The organism is Burkholderiales bacterium, assembly GCA_036262035.1.
In the GTDB taxonomy this organism is placed as follows: domain Bacteria; phylum Pseudomonadota; class Gammaproteobacteria; order Burkholderiales; family SG8-41; genus JAQGMV01.
On record DATAJS010000029.1, the window covers coordinates 141,348 to 155,642 of the forward strand.

Here is a 14,295-nt window from a genome sequence, read left to right on the forward strand (position 1 = left end):
CAAACCGGCCGAAGGGGCGAATTATATTAGAATCCGCGGCTTGCGGCTTTGAAGATTTTTGCGAGCAATCATGGGCATAACGCCGGTACTTCTGATCATCCTCGACGGCTTCGGCTACCGCGAGGACTGCGACGACAACGCCATCTGCCAGGCGCGCAAGCCGCAGTGGAACTTCCTCTGGAGCACCTATCCCCACACCACGATAGATGCCTCCGAAAAATGGGTGGGCCTGCCTGCCGCGCAGATGGGCAACTCCGAAGTCGGCCACATGAACATCGGCGCCGGCCGCGTGGTGTACCAGGATTACACCAAGATCGAGCACGCCATCGAGACCGGGGAGTTCTTCGACAACCCGGTGTTGAAGCAGGCGGTCGACACCGGCCGCAACGGCGCGCTGCACGTGCTCGGGCTGGTCTCGCCCGGCGGCGTGCACAGCCACGAATCGCAGATCCACGCGCTGCTCGACATGGCGGCGAAAGCGGGCGTGAAGAATCTGTACGTCCACGCTTTCCTCGACGGGCGCGACACGCCGCCCAAGAGCGCGCAGCCTTCGCTGGAAGCGCTGGAAGCGAAATACCGCGAGATCGGCGCCGGCCGCACCGCGTCGATCTGCGGCCGCTATTACGCGATGGATCGCGACCAGCGCTGGGAGCGCGTGTCGCAGGCGTACGAGCTCGTCGTCGACGGCAAAGGCCAGTACCGATCGGAGAGCGCGGTGGCCGGCCTCGAAGCGGCGTACGCGCGGGGCGAGGCGGACGAGTTCGTCAAGGCGACCGCGATCGTTCCTCCCGGCGCGCAGGCGGTGCGCATCAACGACGGCGACGCGGTGGTGTTCATGAACTTCCGCGCCGATCGCGCGCGGCAGCTCACCACTACGCTGACCGACGAGAAATTCAACGGCTTCGAGCGGCCGCGCGTGCCTGCGCTCGGCTACTACTGCACGCTCACGCGCTACGGCGATGACTACGCGCACATCCCCGCAGCGTTTCCGCCGCAGTCGATCTCGAACGGCTTCGGCGAATACCTGTCGAAAAAAGGATACAGGCAGCTGCGCATCGCCGAGACCGAAAAATACGCGCACGTCACCTACTTCTTCAACGGCGGCGTCGAGACGCCCTATCCGGGCGAAGACCGCGTGCTGGTGCCTTCGCCGAAGGTCGCGACCTACGATCTCAAACCGGAGATGAGCGCGCGCGAAGTGACCGACAAGCTGGTGGAAGCGATCAGGAGCCGCCAATACGAAGCGATCGTCTGCAACTACGCCAACGGCGACATGGTCGGACACACCGGCAACCTCGAAGCGGCGACGCAGGCGATCGAGGTGCTGGACGAATGCATCGGCAAGGTGGTGACCGCGATGAAGGAGATCGGCGGCGAGGTGCTGATCACCGCGGACCACGGCAACGCCGAGATGATGGCCGATCCCGCGACGCATCAGGCGCACACCGCGCACACGCTGAACGTCGTGCCGCTGCTCTACATCGGGCGCAAGGCGACGATGACGCCCGGCGGCGCGCTGCAGGACGTCGCGCCCACGCTGCTGGCGCTGATGGGGCTGCCTCAACCGCCCGAGATGACGGGCAAGCCGCTCGTGCGTTTCGTTTGATCCGCTTTCTTCTGCTCGTCGCCGCTCTCACCGCCTGCGCGTGCGCGGAAGGCGCGCAGGCTGCGGCGAGCGCAAACAGCGCGAAAGAGGAGCTGCGCGAGCTCAAGGACCGCATACAGGCGGTACAGAAGCGCATCTCCGAAGCGGAGGAATCGAAGAACGAGGTGAGCGACGCGCTCAAAGCGTCGGAACGCGCGATCTCCGATGCCAACCGCAGCCTCGCCGATCTCGGCGAGCGCTCGCGCAGCGCCAACAGCACCCTCACCCGCCTCAACGCCGACATCGAGCGCGCCGAGCGCGACGTGCGCAATCACCAGGCGTCGCTCGGCAAGCTGGTCTATCAGCGCTACGTCGCCGGCCGCCCCGAGACCCTGGCGGTGCTGCTGAACGGCGGCGATCCCAACGCGGTCGCGCGGCGCCTGCACTACCTCACTTATGTCGCCCGGGCGCGGGGCGAGGCGATCGCGCGGGTTCGTGCGGACGTCGACCGGCTGCAGAAGCTCTCCGAGGAGGCCCGCGCGCAAGCGACCGAGCTCGCGGCGATCACCGCCGAGCAGGCAGCCCAGCGCACCAAGCTCGAGCAGGAGAAGCGCTCGCGCTCGCAGGTCCTGGCGCGCATCTCTCGCGACATCGCCAAGCAGCGCCGCGAGGTCGGGTCGCTCAAGCGCGACGAGACCCGCCTCACCCGGCTCATCGACCAGCTCGCGCGCGAGCTGGCGCGGCAGGAGGCGGCGGCCCGCGCCCGCAAGGCGAAACCCCCGCGCGAAGCGCGTGCCCCCGCGGAGGCGAAAGGACCGAGCCGCCGCGAAACACCCTCGACCGCAAGGGTCAAGGTCGACAGAGTGCCCGAAACCGGCGAGAACGAAGGCCGTTTCGCGCAGCTCAAAGGTAAGCTCGCCCTACCGGTCCGGGGGGAACTTGCCAACCGATACGGCAGTCCACGGCAGGATGGCGGTGTGGTCTGGAAAGGCCTGTTCATTGCAGCGCGGCCGGGCGAGGAAGTCAGGGCGATCGCGGCAGGACGGGTGGTTTTCGCCGACTGGCTGCGCGGTTTCGGCAATCTCCTGATCATCGACCACGGCGACAGCTACCTGAGCCTCTACGGTTACAACGAGACGCTCTACAAGCAGGTCGGCGATACGATCCGCGGCGGGGAACGGGTGGCTGCCGTGGGTAACACCGGTGGCCATCCGGAATCGGGTTTATACTTCGAAATGAGGCACGAGGGTCGACCTTTCGACCCGATGACGTGGGTAAGCGTGCGCTGATTCGCCGTTCGTCCGTCAACTCCGAGGTCCGCCGGTTTGCCTACGTTCTTACGCGCCATTAGGGGGTCTGTAATGCGCAACAAATTCAGTCAGTTCGGTCTGATCGTCGTCGGGGTTTTGATCGGCGTCGCGATCAGTCTCAACTTTTCGGCCGTGGCGCAGCGCGGCACCGGGGCGCTCCCCCTCCCGATCGAGGAACTGCGCGCCTTCACCGAGGTCTTCGGCCGCGTGAAGAGCGATTACGTCGAACCGGTCGAAGACAAGAAGCTCATCACCGAGGCGATCAACGGCATGCTGACCGGCCTCGATCCGCACTCGGCCTATCTCGACCAGGAAGCCTTCCGCGAGCTCCAGGTCGGCACCCAGGGCGAGTTCGGCGGCCTCGGCATCGAGGTCGGCATGGAAGACGGTTTCGTCAAAGTGGTCGCGCCGATCGACGATTCCCCCGCCTCCCGCGCAGGCGTCAAGGCCGGCGACCTGATCGTCAAGCTCGACGAGACGTCGGTCAAGGGCATGACGCTGAACGACGCCGTCAAGAAGATGCGCGGCAAGCCCAACACCAACATCACGCTGACGATCGTGCGCAAGGGCGAGCCCAAGCCGGTGGTCGTCACCCTCACCCGCGCCGTCATCAAGATCCAGAGCGTCAAGTCCAAGCTGATCGAGCCGGGATACGCCTACTTCCGCGTCTCGCAGTTCCAGGAGCAGACCGGTGAGTCGCTCGCCCGCGCCCTCGAGACGCTGTTCAAGCAGAACGGCGCTCCGATGAAAGGCATCGTGCTCGACCTGCGCAACGATCCGGGCGGCCTGCTGAACGGCGCAGTGGCGGTGTCCGCGGCTTTCCTGCCGTCGAACTCGCTCGTGGTGTACACCGACGGCCGGACCGAAGATGCGCGCATGAAGCTCACCGCCGCGCCCGAGCACTACCTGCGCGGCCGGCTGAAGGACGATTACCTCAAGCGCCTGCCCGCCGAAGTGAAGAACGTGCCGATGGTCGTGCTGGTGAACGGCGGCTCGGCGAGCGCCTCCGAGATCGTCGCCGGCGCGCTGCAGGACCACCACCGCGCGGTCGTCATGGGCCAGCAGACGTTCGGCAAGGGCTCGGTGCAGACCATCCTGCCGCTCGGCAACAACACCGCGATCAAGCTCACCACCGCGCGTTACTACACGCCGAGCGGCCGCTCGATCCAGGCCAAGGGCATCACGCCCGACATCCCGCTCGACGAGGCGAACAACGACAAGAGCCTGAAGCTGCGCGAGGCCGACCTCACCAAGCACCTGCTCGAGCAGACGCCTTCGGAGAAGGAAAAAGAGAAGGCGGTCACCGCGGCGATCCAGAAGTTCAACTTCAAGCCCGCGCCCCGTCCCCAGGACGTCGACGAGAAGACCCTCAAGCCCGAGCCGGGCGAGATCGTGTCGAAGAACGACTACGAGCTCAACCAGGCGGTGGCTTTCCTGAAGACGAGAGGAGCGACGGCGACGGCGGCGAAGTAGCTTTCGCTACCGCTCGAGCAAAAACGCCCGGTTCTCCGGGCGTTTTTGTTTGGTGACGCATGAACCGGTAAACGCGAGCCAGCTGCTAACATCCCTCGTCACCGCTCTATCCGTCACCGCCTTATCCGTCACTGCTTCATCCGTCACTGTTTCAACCCATGACCGACGACCAACTCCTCCGCTACAGCCGCCACATCCTCCTCCCCGAGATCGGCATCGAGGGGCAGGAGCGGCTGCTCGGCGCGAAGGCGCTGGTCATCGGTGCGGGCGGGCTGGGCTCGCCGATCGCGCTCTATCTCGCGTCGGCGGGCGTCGGGCGCATCACGATCTGCGACGACGACAAGGTCGATCTCACCAACCTCCAGCGGCAGGTCGTCCACCGCAGCGAATCGGTGGGGCAGGAGAAAGCACGCTCGGCGCAGGCGACGATGCGCTCGCTCAACCCGACGATCGAAGTGGTGCCGCTGGTGGAGCGCGTGGAGGGCGAGCGGCTGTCGCAGCTCGTCGCCGACGCGGACGTGGTGCTCGACGGCAGCGACAACTTCGCGACGCGCCACGCGGTCAACCGCGCGTGCGTCGAGCAGCGCACGCCGCTGGTGTCGGGCGCCGCGGTGCGCTTCGACGGCCAGATCTCGGTGTTCGACCTGCGGCGCGACGACGCGCCGTGCTACGCGTGCCTCTTTCCCGAAGGCGGCGAGAGCGAAGACATGCCGTGCGCGATCATGGGGGTGTTCGCGCCGCTCACCGGCATCGTCGGCACGATACAGGCGGCCGAAGCGCTGAAGCTGCTCGCGCAGACCGGAGAGCTTCTGTCGGGGCGCGTGTTGCTGCTGGACGCGCTGACGATGCAGATACGCACGATCAGGCTGCGGAAGGATCCGGTCTGCGCAGTGTGTTCCTGATCCGTCGTCCCCGCGTAGCCGGGACCCGTTTTGACTTTGACGGTTTAAAACCACCCCCATCCTACCTTCCCCCTGAGGGGGAAGGGGATACCCGCCTGCGCGGGAATGACGCTCCTCTACGCGTCTAGCGCGTCATATCGAGCGAATCGTCGTCGCCCGCTGCCGCGGCACCGGTCGACGCACCGCCGACCGAAGGCGCGGCGGCGGTCGCCGCGGGCGCCGCGGCGAGCAGCCGCTCCAGATCGCGCAGCACGACGTCGGCGTCGGGCGCGGTGCGCCCGAGCATCGACAGCAGCAGCCGCGACGGATAGTCGACCAGCGTATCCGGGCGATTGGCGCGGATGCGCGAAGCGGTCTCGACCGCGGGCCTGAAGTGCGTCGCGCGAAAACCCGCTTTCGAATTCTCGAGCGCTTCGACGATCGCGTTCTGCGCGCGCGCGATGCCGAGGAGGATCTGCGCGAGCTGCTGGGTGGTGATCTCGGCCATGTCTATTCCTCGCTCAATGGAGCGCAGGCGCCCTCGCCTGCCTTGTTCTGCAGGCGGGGCGCCTGCGCTACGCCGCTATGCCTTGCATCAACTGCTGCCACTGTTTCGGCCACAGCTCGACCGGATCGCGCTTGAAGCCGCTCTTGGCGAACTGGTGCCAGCGCCCGCTCACGAAGCTCAGCACGAGGTTGGCGCACGCCGCCGCATCGACGTCCTCGGCGATCTCATTCTGCGTGACGCCGAAGCGTATCGCCTGCTTCAGCGCCGCTTCGACGCGGTCGTGAAGCTGGTTGATGCGCGCCTGCAGCCGCTCGTTCTCGTGCACCAGCGCATCGCCGATCAGCACGCGCGTCATGCCGCGGTTCTTCTGCGCGAAGCCGAGCAGCACGCCGACGATCGCTTCGATCTGCCGCGTGCCGCTCTTCTCTTCCGAGGTGATCTTGTTGACGAGCGCGAAGAGCGTCTGCTCGATGAACTCGATCAGCCCTTCGTACATCTGCGCCTTGCCGGTGAAGTGGCGATAGAGCGCCGCCTCCGACACGTCGAGCTTCGCCGCGAGCGCGGCAGTGGTCACTTTCTCCGACGCAGGATTCTCGAGCATCTGCGCGAGCGTCTGCAGGATCTGCGTCTTTCTCTCTCCCGTCCTCGGCATTCTGTCCCCGGGCTCCCCTTTGATTATTCATGCAAGCTGCGGCAGCGCGTTCTTCAGATCGCTCAGCTTGGAGATTTTCACGTCGACATAGGCCGGCGCGCGCCGCGCGCCCGACACCCACACCGTTTTCATTCCCAGCTTCTTGGCGGTGCGCAGATTGACGAGGGTGTCCTCGACCATGATACAGCGCCGCGCCCTGAGGTGGTTAGCGCGCGTCAGCCGCAAAAAGCCGTGCGCGTCCGGTTTCGGCCGGTAGCGCGTGCGCTCGATCGAGAAGACTGCATCGAACAGATCGGCGACGCGTAGGGCTTTCAGCACAGCCTGCGCGTAATGCACCGGCGCGTTCGAAAAGACGTACTTGCGCCCCGGCAGGCGGCGCAGCGTCGAGCGCAGGAGCGGCTCGCGCACGAGCATGCGGTCGAGCTCGGGGAACTGGTGCGTTTCGCGCAGGAAGTGCTGTGGGTCGGTGCCGTGCACGCGCATCAGGCCGAGCAGCGTCGCGCCGTAGCGCTGCCAGTATTCCCGCCGCAGCGCGTTGGCCTCCTCGGCCGGCAGTCCGAGCGCGGTCTGAACGTAGCGCGTCATCGCCTGGTCCATGTGCGGAAAGATGTGCGGTGACGCATCGTGCAGGGTGTTGTCGAGATCGAAGATCCAGGCGTGCGACCAGCGGCGCGGCGTATGCGGCTGCGTCAGCGCGCGATTGGCCCGACGCGGTGCCGCGCTGCGCTTCAACGCCGGCGGATCAGGGTGCCGACGCCTTCGCTCGTGAGCACTTCGAGCAGCACCGCGTGCTCGACCCGCCCGTCGATGATGTGGCAGGTGTTCACTCCGTTCTTCACCGCGTCGAGCGCCGAGCTGATCTTCGGCAGCATGCCGCCGTGGATCGTGCCGTCGGCGAAGAGGTCGTCGACTTTCTTCGCGGTGAGGCCGGTGAGCAGGTTGCCGTTCTTGTCGAGCACGCCGGCGGTGTTGGTGAGCACGACGAGCTTCTCGGCCTTGAGGATCTCGGCGACCTTGCCCGCGACGAGGTCGGCGTTGATGTTGTACGACTCGCCGCGCGCGCCGAAGCCGATCGGCGCGATCACCGGGATGAAACCCGAGCCGACCAGCGTCTGCACGATCTTCGGATCGATCTGCTCGACCTCGCCGACCTGGCCGATGTCGATGAGCCCGTCGTCGGGCCCGCGCATCATCATCTTCTTGGCGCGGATGAGCCCGCCGTCCTTGCCGGTGAGGCCGACCGCCGCCCCGCCGTGGTGGTTGATGAGGTGGACGATCTCGCCGTTCACCTGAGCGCCGAGCACCATCTCGACCACGTCCATCGTCTCGGCGTCGGTGACGCGCATGCCCTGCACGAACTCGCCCTTCTTCCCGACCTTGGTGAGCATGTCGTTGATCTGCGGCCCGCCGCCGTGCACGACGACCGGGTTCATCCCGACGAGCTTCAGCAGCACGATGTCGCGCGCGAAGCTCTCCTTGAGCTTCTCGTCCGTCATGGCGTTGCCGCCGTACTTGATGACCAGCGTCTTGCCGTGGAAACGCTGGATGTACGGCAGCGCGTCGGCGAGGATGCGCGCCTTGAGCGGGGTGTCTACGGGCGGAGTCGGAGCGTTCATGCGAGCACTGGAGCGGTCGGTGAGTGAGCGCTTATTCTAACTGCCGTGAAACGTTAAACGTGAAATGTAAACGGCGTGGGTTCGGAGCTTCCTACGATGCAAGACGGCTGCCCGAAGGCAGCCGTTTTTCAACGCGCGTCGCCGCCGCGCGGCGAGGGATGAAAAACCGTCATTCCCGCGCAGGCGGGAATCCATTTTGACTTTGGAACGAAAGTCAAAATGGATCCCGGATCGCGTGCGCTACCGCGAACGCGTCCGGGATGACGGTCGCTTTTTACTGGATCTCGATGCGCTTCGCCTGCGCCGCGGCTTTCTTGGGCAGCACGAGCTCGAGGATGCCGTCGGCGTACTTCGCCGACGCGCCGTTCTCGTCGACCGGCTGGCCGAGCGCGAACGCGCGGTAAACCTTGCCGTAGTAGCGCTCGGAGCGCAGCACGCGCTCGCCGTCTTTCACGTCCTTCTCGTTCTTCACCTCGGCGCTGATCGCGACCTGGTCGGCGTCGATGCTGATGTTGATGTCTTCCTTCTTCACGCCGGGAATCTCGGCGCGGATGGTGTAGGACTGCTCGGCTTCGGTCACTTCCACGCGGAACTGCGCCGGAGCCGAGTCACCGGCATGCGTGCCCTGGAAACCGACCGGGCGCACGAAGAAGCCGCGCAGCAGGTCGTCGAAAGCCTCGTCGAAACGGGTAAGAGTGGCCATTGCGTTCTCCTTGAAAGTTGGGGCGCCTTGATCAGCGCCGACGTCACGAATATGGGAGCCCCGAAACGTTTTTCAAGCGTCTCGGCGCGGATTCGCGAACGAGGAGAAAACGCGTTGTACGGTAAGTACTTGGCGACGGTCAGTGCTTGTGCCCGTGCTCCGCGGGGGCGTCGGCCGCGCGCACCGGGACCTCGAGCTTGAGCGTGGTCGGTGCCGCGCCCGGGCCCTGCAGCGAGAGCGTGACCGGGATCTTGTCGCCCGCCTTCAGGGGCTGCTTCAGGTCGACGAGCATGACGTGCAAGCCGCCCGGCGCGAGCTTGACCGTCTTGCCCGCGGGAAGCTCGATGCGCGGCAGCGAGCGCATGCGCATCACGCCGGCGTCCATCGACATCGAATGCAGCTCGCCGCGCGCGGCAACCGGGCTGGCCGCGGCAACCAGCGCGCTGTCGGCGGGGCTCGTGAGATCGACATAGACGCCGCCGGTCTTCTGTCCGGGAACGGTCGCGCGAGCCCACGCGTTCTCGACCTTCACCGACTGGCCGAATGCACCCGACGCAAGCAGCAGCGCGCCGAGGCCTGTAAGGAGATGATGAACACGGATCATGGAACGTTTGTCCTCGAAAGCGCCGGATTGTTCCAGCTTGCCCTGCACCCCGCAACGTATAATCACGGCTTTTCGCGGCACCTCATGGCACTACTCCGCGCGCTGCTGCGCCTGCTGCTCCTGCTGCTCCCGTTTTCGGCCTTCGCGCAGCAGGTCCCGAGCCCTCCGCCGATCGCGGCCCGGGCTTACGTCCTCCTCGACTACAACAGCGGCGGCCAGCTCGTCGCGCACAACCCCAACCAGCGCATCGAGCCCGCATCGCTGACCAAGCTGATGACGGCTTACATCACCTTCCAGGCGCTTAAGCAGAAGACGCTCAGGTCCGACCAGATCGTTCCGGTCTCGCCGCGGGCGTGGAAGAGCGAAGGCTCGCGCATGTTCATCGAGCCGAACAAACCGGTGGCGGTCGAGGAGCTCATCAAGGGCATGATCGTGCAGTCGGGCAACGACGCGTGCGTCGCGCTCGCCGAGGCCATCGCCGGGAGCGAGGAAGCGTTCGCGCAGATGATGACGCGCGAAGCGAAGCGCCTCGGCATGAACAACACCAACTTCATGAACGCCACGGGGCTGCCGCACGCGCAGCACTACACCACCGCGTACGACCTCTCGCTGCTCGCCGTGGCGATCATCCGCGACTTTCCCGAGTACTACCCGTATTACGCGCTGAAGGAATACCGCTACAACAACATCACGCAGTCGAACCGCAACCGGCTGCTGTGGGTGGACCCGACGGTCGACGGCATGAAGACCGGCTACACCGAAGGCGCGGGCTACTGCCTGGTCACCTCGGCGCGGCGCGGCAGCCGCCGCCTGGTCTCGGTCGTGCTCGGCGCCAACTCCGAAGCGGCGCGCGCTACCGAGAGCCAGAAGCTGCTGAACTACGGCTTCCAGTTCTACGACAGCGCGAAGCTCTATGACAAGGACCAGGCGGTGTCCACGGTCAAGGTCTGGAAAGGCAGCTCGAACACGGTCAATGCGGGCTTTCCGTACGACCTCTATGTCAGCATCCCCAAGGGCGCCAACGACAAGCTCAAGGCGACGGTGGAAACGAAGCAGCCGCTCCTCGCGCCGATCGCGGCCGGCCAGAAGATCGGCGTGCTCAAGGTTCAGCTCGACGGAAAACCTTACGGCGAATTCCCTGTGGTAGCCTTGGAACAGGTACCGCTCGCGGGCATCCTCGGCCGCGGGTGGGACAGCCTCCGGCTCCTCTTCAAGTAGCGACGGACCGCGCAGCGCGGTCTGCCCGATCATTCACACAGACACGGACATCCATGAGCGAAATCGTTTATCTCAACGGCGAGTTCATCCCTCTCGCGGACGCGAAGGTCTCGGTGCTCGACCGCGGCTTCATCTTCGGCGACGGCGTATACGAAGTCATCCCGGTGTACTCCAGGCGGCCGTTCCGCCTGCAGGAGCACCTGGCGCGGTTTCGCCGCAGCCACGACGCGATCCGCCTGACCTATCCGATGAGCGACGCCGAGTGGGCCAAGCTCGTCGAGGACCTCGTCGCGCGTAACGCGGGCGAAGACCAGTCGATCTACATCCAGGTCACGCGCGGCGTCGCGAAGCGCGATCATCCCTTTCCGAAGGATACGAAGCCCACGGTGTTCGCGATGAGCAACCCGCTCGTCACCCCCTCGCGCGAGGCCGTCGAGAAAGGCGCGCACGCGATCACGACGATCGACTACCGCTGGCTGAAGTGCGACGTGAAATCGACCTCGCTGCTCGGCAACTGCCTGCTGCGCCAGGTCGCCGCCGACGCCGGCGCGCTGGAAGTGGTCATGTTCCGCGACGGCTTCCTCACCGAAGGCTCGGCGAGCAACGTCTTCGTGGTGAAGAACGGCGTGATCCTCGCGCCGCCCAAGAACAACCTGGTGCTGCCGGGGATCACCTACGACGTCGTGCTCGAGCTCGCGCAGAAACACGGGCTGCCGCACGAAGTGCGGCCGGTATCGGAAGCCGAAGTGCGCGCCGCCGACGAGATCTGGGTGACCTCATCGACCAAGGAAGTGCTGGCGGTGACCACGCTCGACGAGCGCGCGGTCGGCGGCGGCACGCCGGGCGCGGTGTTCAAGCAGATGCACAAGCTCTATCAGGACTTCAAACGTGACGTGATGCGGGCAGCCGCCTGACGGCTTTCGTCACCGGTTCACCCGTCACCGCCTTATCCGTCACTGCTTCATCCGTCACTTTTTCAGCCGATGGCAGCCGAACCGAGTCTGATCGAATACCCCAGCGACTTCCCCATCAAGATCATGGGGAAGACGCAGGCGGGATTCGCTCAGACGGTGCTGGCGATCGTGAAGGCGCACGCACCCGACTTCGACGCGGCGACGATGGAGATGAAGTCGAGCAAGGGCGGCAAGTACCTCTCCGTCACCTGCGTGATCCGCGCGACTTCGCGCGAGCAGCTCGACGCGCTGTATCAACAGCTCTGCGACCACCCGATGGTGGTCATGGTGCTGTAAACCTCTAACGCCCTGCAGGCCGCCCTGGGCGCGCCCTCGCGCCGCCCGCCTGTGCCGCGGCTTCTTTCTTCTTCTTGTCAGGGTCGTGGGGGCGGGTCTTGCCGTACGAGTGCAGGAAGATCTTGCCTTTGCGCGAACGCTTGTCGCCTTTGCCCATCAAATTTCTCCTGATAGCTCTAGTCCGACGCCGGGAATTCGTTCTCCAGCATTTCCCAAAATTTACGTACCGACAACGGCACGGTCGCGTCGCGATTTATTCCGGCCAATATTTCTTCAGGCAAAACCTGGCGCCTCAAAAACAGCTTAGGCCCATGGCCTTTTGTCGCGCGATACTCCTGCGTCACCACTTCAAACCGAATCAGCAGGTCTTGGATACTGCTCCAGTCGCGATCTTCAAATACACCGCGTAAATTGTCGTCGCTAACGCACACGGGGTTGCTTCGAAGATACATACGAGCGAAGCGCTCCATTAACGCGACAACATGCTTTCGCACATGCCGCACCTCATCGGTAGCGTCGACGTCTATGCCAGGTACCCCGATTTGCTGTAAGAACAACCGGATTTGTGCGGGATCGTATGTAGTCTCCGTGCCTGACTCACTCTTTACACGCAGCCCGACAATATCACGATCGATATCAAGCCCTTGGACATCAAGGTACGTAACAGCCGGATCTATCGTGACCTCGATCATAGAAACGCCATCCGCACGGCAATTCTCCATGCGGGCGCCGGCGAGATCCACTCTACGGAACGTTACATTGGCCAACCGACTCTCACGTAAGCGAAGACCCGACAAGTCGAGCCCTGGAATTACGACATCGCCGAATTCGACGTTCGACACAACGCCGTCAGCGCCAGCTGCGGCCACCAATGTCGTGCCACTCAGCACACCAGCATTCTCCTGCGTCTGGGACTGCCGCACGGATGCTGTCACGGCAGCCTTACGTAAAAGTGTGAGTATTTGTTGGACGCTATGCGCCTGTTCGGGTCGCGTCAGGATTTGTGCCGCAATTCTTGCCGTATCAAGCGGCAAAATCGAACGGCCTAATAACTTAGAGAGCGCGCCCCCGCTCTCGACACTTTGGCAGATTCGATGAGCCAAAAAATAGGCAAAGAAAACTTCGTGCTCGAATGCAATACTGCTTTTTAGTTCGCCCGCCATTAAGAACGCGAACGCAGTAACTCGCTCGGTAACGATCCGTCGAGTGTTTTCCGCAAGGCCGCACGTTTGAAGATAATAGTCAGCCACCTCACGCACTGACCGCTGGTCCAGCTCCCGCGTTTCTTGATTCCACATCTCCTCGGCGAGTTCAATCAGGAGACCGCGGATCTGCGCGTTCGTCAGCATTGGCGCTTCTTGACGATCCAGAAGCTTTTCCGTTCTCTCGCGTTCGACGTAATTGTCGACTAGTTGCTCAAGCAAATTGCCGCTTCGTAGGACGCGCTGCCCCTTAAGTTCCAGATCTACCGCTCTCGAGACGAAGAAAGGCTTTGACCGAAGCGCCTCGTTAGACCCTTCAAACAGCTCTTCGATGTCAGAAACAAGCTGCTCACTACGAGGCTCGTCTAGTTGCTCTGCCTCGCAACGCTTACTGACATAGTCATCAAATTCGTCCTTTCCCCACTCCAGAATTTCCACAGGGATTTGACGCCATACGTGCGAGCCCAACGAAGACGACTTATTCGCACGGGCAACGAACTCCTGTTCGTAATACGTGCTTCGTGCTGACGCGATTAGGTGCCCGGTGCCGTCCAATTCCTCGATGAAAGCAGACAGTGAACTGAACGCATCGTCGTAGCCACCAACACCGAGCAGTTCATCAAAACCATCGATAATCGGAATTAGAAGGCCAGATCGAACCAACGGAGCTACTTCATGAAACGTAAGCGCAGCGCGTAGCTCATCTAATTCAGTTGCTAGTGCCTCATTAAATCGCGCCAGAGCCCGGCCCTGCGCGTTGACGTAAAGATAAAGACACTGGGTCTGGCCACGCGTATACGACTCACTCTGCATCTTCACCAGCTGCTTCAAGACGCTCGTTTTGCCAGTCCCTGCCTCCCCCGTGACCATTACCACGACAGTAGCATCGCTGTCAGCGCCCTCGGTTAAAGCTTTCTGCAGCACACCCAATGCTGGCTCGGCGTTGGCTTTGTCAAATCTTCGCGCTTTCGTTTCAACGAAGATCCGGTCCTTTTGCGCTTGCAGCGTCATCTTCGCCAGCGCAAGCAAATCAGCCATGTCGGGACTCGCCATGAACGCGCGATATGGCATGTTCTTATTCTCGAAACCAGCCTCGACACCGTTTTCCCGTGAAATAGCGAAATTAATCGTCCTCACGCGACCCCGGCGTGCGAATGAGGCGATCACAGATCGATTTTTCGGCATCAACTCTAAAGTGGTACCGGGATCTATGAATGGCGTAAGGTCGCGCTCCAGCCGCGTCATCCAGTAATCGAAAAACTGCTGATACTCGAGCCCGCTTGTACTCATTGG

14 protein-coding genes and 1 pseudogene are annotated in these 14,295 nt (G+C 63.6%); 7 read left to right on the forward strand and 8 right to left on the reverse strand.

Features of this window, described 5'->3' with window-relative positions:
- Nucleotides 1-70: 70 nt before the first annotated feature.
- The 4 genes from gpmI to moeB all read left to right on the forward strand — a co-directional run bounded on the left by gpmI (nt 71) and on the right by moeB (nt 5,270).
- Complete coding sequence (gpmI, locus tag VHP37_28745) at nt 71-1,606, forward strand: 2,3-bisphosphoglycerate-independent phosphoglycerate mutase (GenBank protein ID HEX2830361.1); 1,536 nt, start codon at nt 71-73, stop codon at nt 1,604-1,606.
- Nucleotides 1,603-2,874, forward strand: a complete 1,272-nt coding sequence (locus VHP37_28750; protein ID HEX2830362.1) for a peptidoglycan DD-metalloendopeptidase family protein — start codon at nt 1,603-1,605, stop codon at nt 2,872-2,874. Before gpmI ends, VHP37_28750 begins: the two co-directional genes overlap by 4 nt.
- Before the next feature lie 72 nt (nt 2,875-2,946).
- Nucleotides 2,947-4,368 carry a S41 family peptidase gene (locus VHP37_28755; GenBank protein ID HEX2830363.1) on the forward strand — a complete coding sequence of 474 codons (1,422 nt, stop codon included), beginning with the start codon at nt 2,947-2,949 and terminating at the stop codon, nt 4,366-4,368.
- Between the two features lie 158 nt (nt 4,369-4,526).
- A complete protein-coding gene (gene moeB, locus VHP37_28760; GenBank protein HEX2830364.1) occupies nt 4,527-5,270 on the forward strand; it encodes a molybdopterin-synthase adenylyltransferase MoeB in 744 nt (247 codons plus the stop codon).
- 124 nt (nt 5,271-5,394) lie between these two features.
- Here moeB and VHP37_28765 read toward each other — a convergent pair whose 3' ends face one another.
- From VHP37_28765 to VHP37_28790, 6 genes and pseudogenes are all read right to left on the reverse strand, one after another.
- Nucleotides 5,395-5,757 carry a hypothetical protein gene (locus VHP37_28765; protein ID HEX2830365.1) on the reverse strand — a complete coding sequence of 121 codons (363 nt, stop codon included), beginning with the start codon at nt 5,755-5,757 and terminating at the stop codon, nt 5,395-5,397.
- A gap of 67 nt (nt 5,758-5,824) precedes the next feature.
- Nucleotides 5,825-6,412, reverse strand: a pseudogene (gene slmA, locus VHP37_28770) (nucleoid occlusion factor SlmA).
- A 24-nt stretch (nt 6,413-6,436) separates the two neighbouring features.
- Nucleotides 6,437-7,141: a pyrimidine 5'-nucleotidase gene (locus VHP37_28775; protein ID HEX2830366.1), complete on the reverse strand. Its 705-nt coding sequence runs from the start codon at nt 7,139-7,141 to the stop codon at nt 6,437-6,439.
- Nucleotides 7,138-8,025, reverse strand: coding sequence for an acetylglutamate kinase (argB, locus tag VHP37_28780; GenBank protein ID HEX2830367.1), 888 nt, complete (start codon nt 8,023-8,025; stop codon nt 7,138-7,140). The genes VHP37_28775 and argB overlap by 4 nt, the downstream gene beginning before the upstream one ends.
- A gap of 274 nt (nt 8,026-8,299) precedes the next feature.
- Nucleotides 8,300-8,728 (reverse strand): Hsp20/alpha crystallin family protein, encoded by a 429-nt coding sequence (locus VHP37_28785; GenBank protein HEX2830368.1) that lies wholly within the window; start codon nt 8,726-8,728, stop codon nt 8,300-8,302.
- A gap of 139 nt (nt 8,729-8,867) precedes the next feature.
- The gene (locus VHP37_28790; GenBank protein HEX2830369.1) at nt 8,868-9,332 is read right to left on the reverse strand and encodes a copper chaperone PCu(A)C; all 465 of its coding nucleotides are present in this window, start codon (nt 9,330-9,332) and stop codon (nt 8,868-8,870) included.
- Between the two features lie 84 nt (nt 9,333-9,416).
- Between VHP37_28790 and VHP37_28795 the strand changes: the two genes are divergently transcribed.
- From VHP37_28795 to VHP37_28805, 3 genes are all read left to right on the forward strand, one after another.
- Complete coding sequence (locus tag VHP37_28795; protein ID HEX2830370.1) at nt 9,417-10,550, forward strand: D-alanyl-D-alanine carboxypeptidase family protein; 1,134 nt, start codon at nt 9,417-9,419, stop codon at nt 10,548-10,550.
- Nucleotides 10,551-10,603: 53 nt separating this feature from the next.
- The gene (locus VHP37_28800) at nt 10,604-11,464 is read left to right on the forward strand and encodes a D-amino acid aminotransferase (GenBank protein HEX2830371.1); all 861 of its coding nucleotides are present in this window, start codon (nt 10,604-10,606) and stop codon (nt 11,462-11,464) included.
- Between the two features lie 69 nt (nt 11,465-11,533).
- On the forward strand, nt 11,534-11,800 hold the full coding sequence (locus VHP37_28805; protein HEX2830372.1) for a DUF493 domain-containing protein: 267 nt from the start codon (nt 11,534-11,536) through the stop codon (nt 11,798-11,800).
- 4 nt (nt 11,801-11,804) lie between these two features.
- Here VHP37_28805 and VHP37_28810 read toward each other — a convergent pair whose 3' ends face one another.
- Both VHP37_28810 and VHP37_28815 read right to left on the reverse strand, forming a co-directional pair.
- Nucleotides 11,805-11,957 (reverse strand): 30S ribosomal protein THX, encoded by a 153-nt coding sequence (locus tag VHP37_28810; protein ID HEX2830373.1) that lies wholly within the window; start codon nt 11,955-11,957, stop codon nt 11,805-11,807.
- 19 nt (nt 11,958-11,976) lie between these two features.
- A complete protein-coding gene (locus VHP37_28815; protein ID HEX2830374.1) occupies nt 11,977-14,292 on the reverse strand; it encodes an AAA family ATPase in 2,316 nt (771 codons plus the stop codon).
- Nucleotides 14,293-14,295 lie beyond the last annotated feature (3 nt).

Bases quoted from the DNA above. Each gene is read 5' to 3' on its own strand.
- VHP37_28805 (HEX2830372.1), top strand. From the start codon at position 11,534: ATGGCAGCCGAACCGAGTCTGATCGAATACCCCAGCGACTTCCCCATC.
- VHP37_28795 (HEX2830370.1), top strand. From the start codon at position 9,417: ATGGCACTACTCCGCGCGCTGCTGCGCCTGCTGCTCCTGCTGCTCCCG.
- VHP37_28755 (HEX2830363.1), top strand. From the start codon at position 2,947: ATGCGCAACAAATTCAGTCAGTTCGGTCTGATCGTCGTCGGGGTTTTG.
- VHP37_28810 (HEX2830373.1), bottom strand. From the start codon at position 11,957: ATGGGCAAAGGCGACAAGCGTTCGCGCAAAGGCAAGATCTTCCTGCAC.
- VHP37_28815 (HEX2830374.1), bottom strand. From the start codon at position 14,292: ATGAGTACAAGCGGGCTCGAGTATCAGCAGTTTTTCGATTACTGGATG.
- argB (HEX2830367.1), bottom strand. From the start codon at position 8,025: ATGAACGCTCCGACTCCGCCCGTAGACACCCCGCTCAAGGCGCGCATC.
- VHP37_28800 (HEX2830371.1), top strand. From the start codon at position 10,604: ATGAGCGAAATCGTTTATCTCAACGGCGAGTTCATCCCTCTCGCGGAC.
- VHP37_28790 (HEX2830369.1), bottom strand. From the start codon at position 9,332: ATGATCCGTGTTCATCATCTCCTTACAGGCCTCGGCGCGCTGCTGCTT.
- VHP37_28785 (HEX2830368.1), bottom strand. From the start codon at position 8,728: ATGGCCACTCTTACCCGTTTCGACGAGGCTTTCGACGACCTGCTGCGC.
- gpmI (HEX2830361.1), top strand. From the start codon at position 71: ATGGGCATAACGCCGGTACTTCTGATCATCCTCGACGGCTTCGGCTAC.
- VHP37_28765 (HEX2830365.1), bottom strand. From the start codon at position 5,757: ATGGCCGAGATCACCACCCAGCAGCTCGCGCAGATCCTCCTCGGCATC.
- moeB (HEX2830364.1), top strand. From the start codon at position 4,527: ATGACCGACGACCAACTCCTCCGCTACAGCCGCCACATCCTCCTCCCC.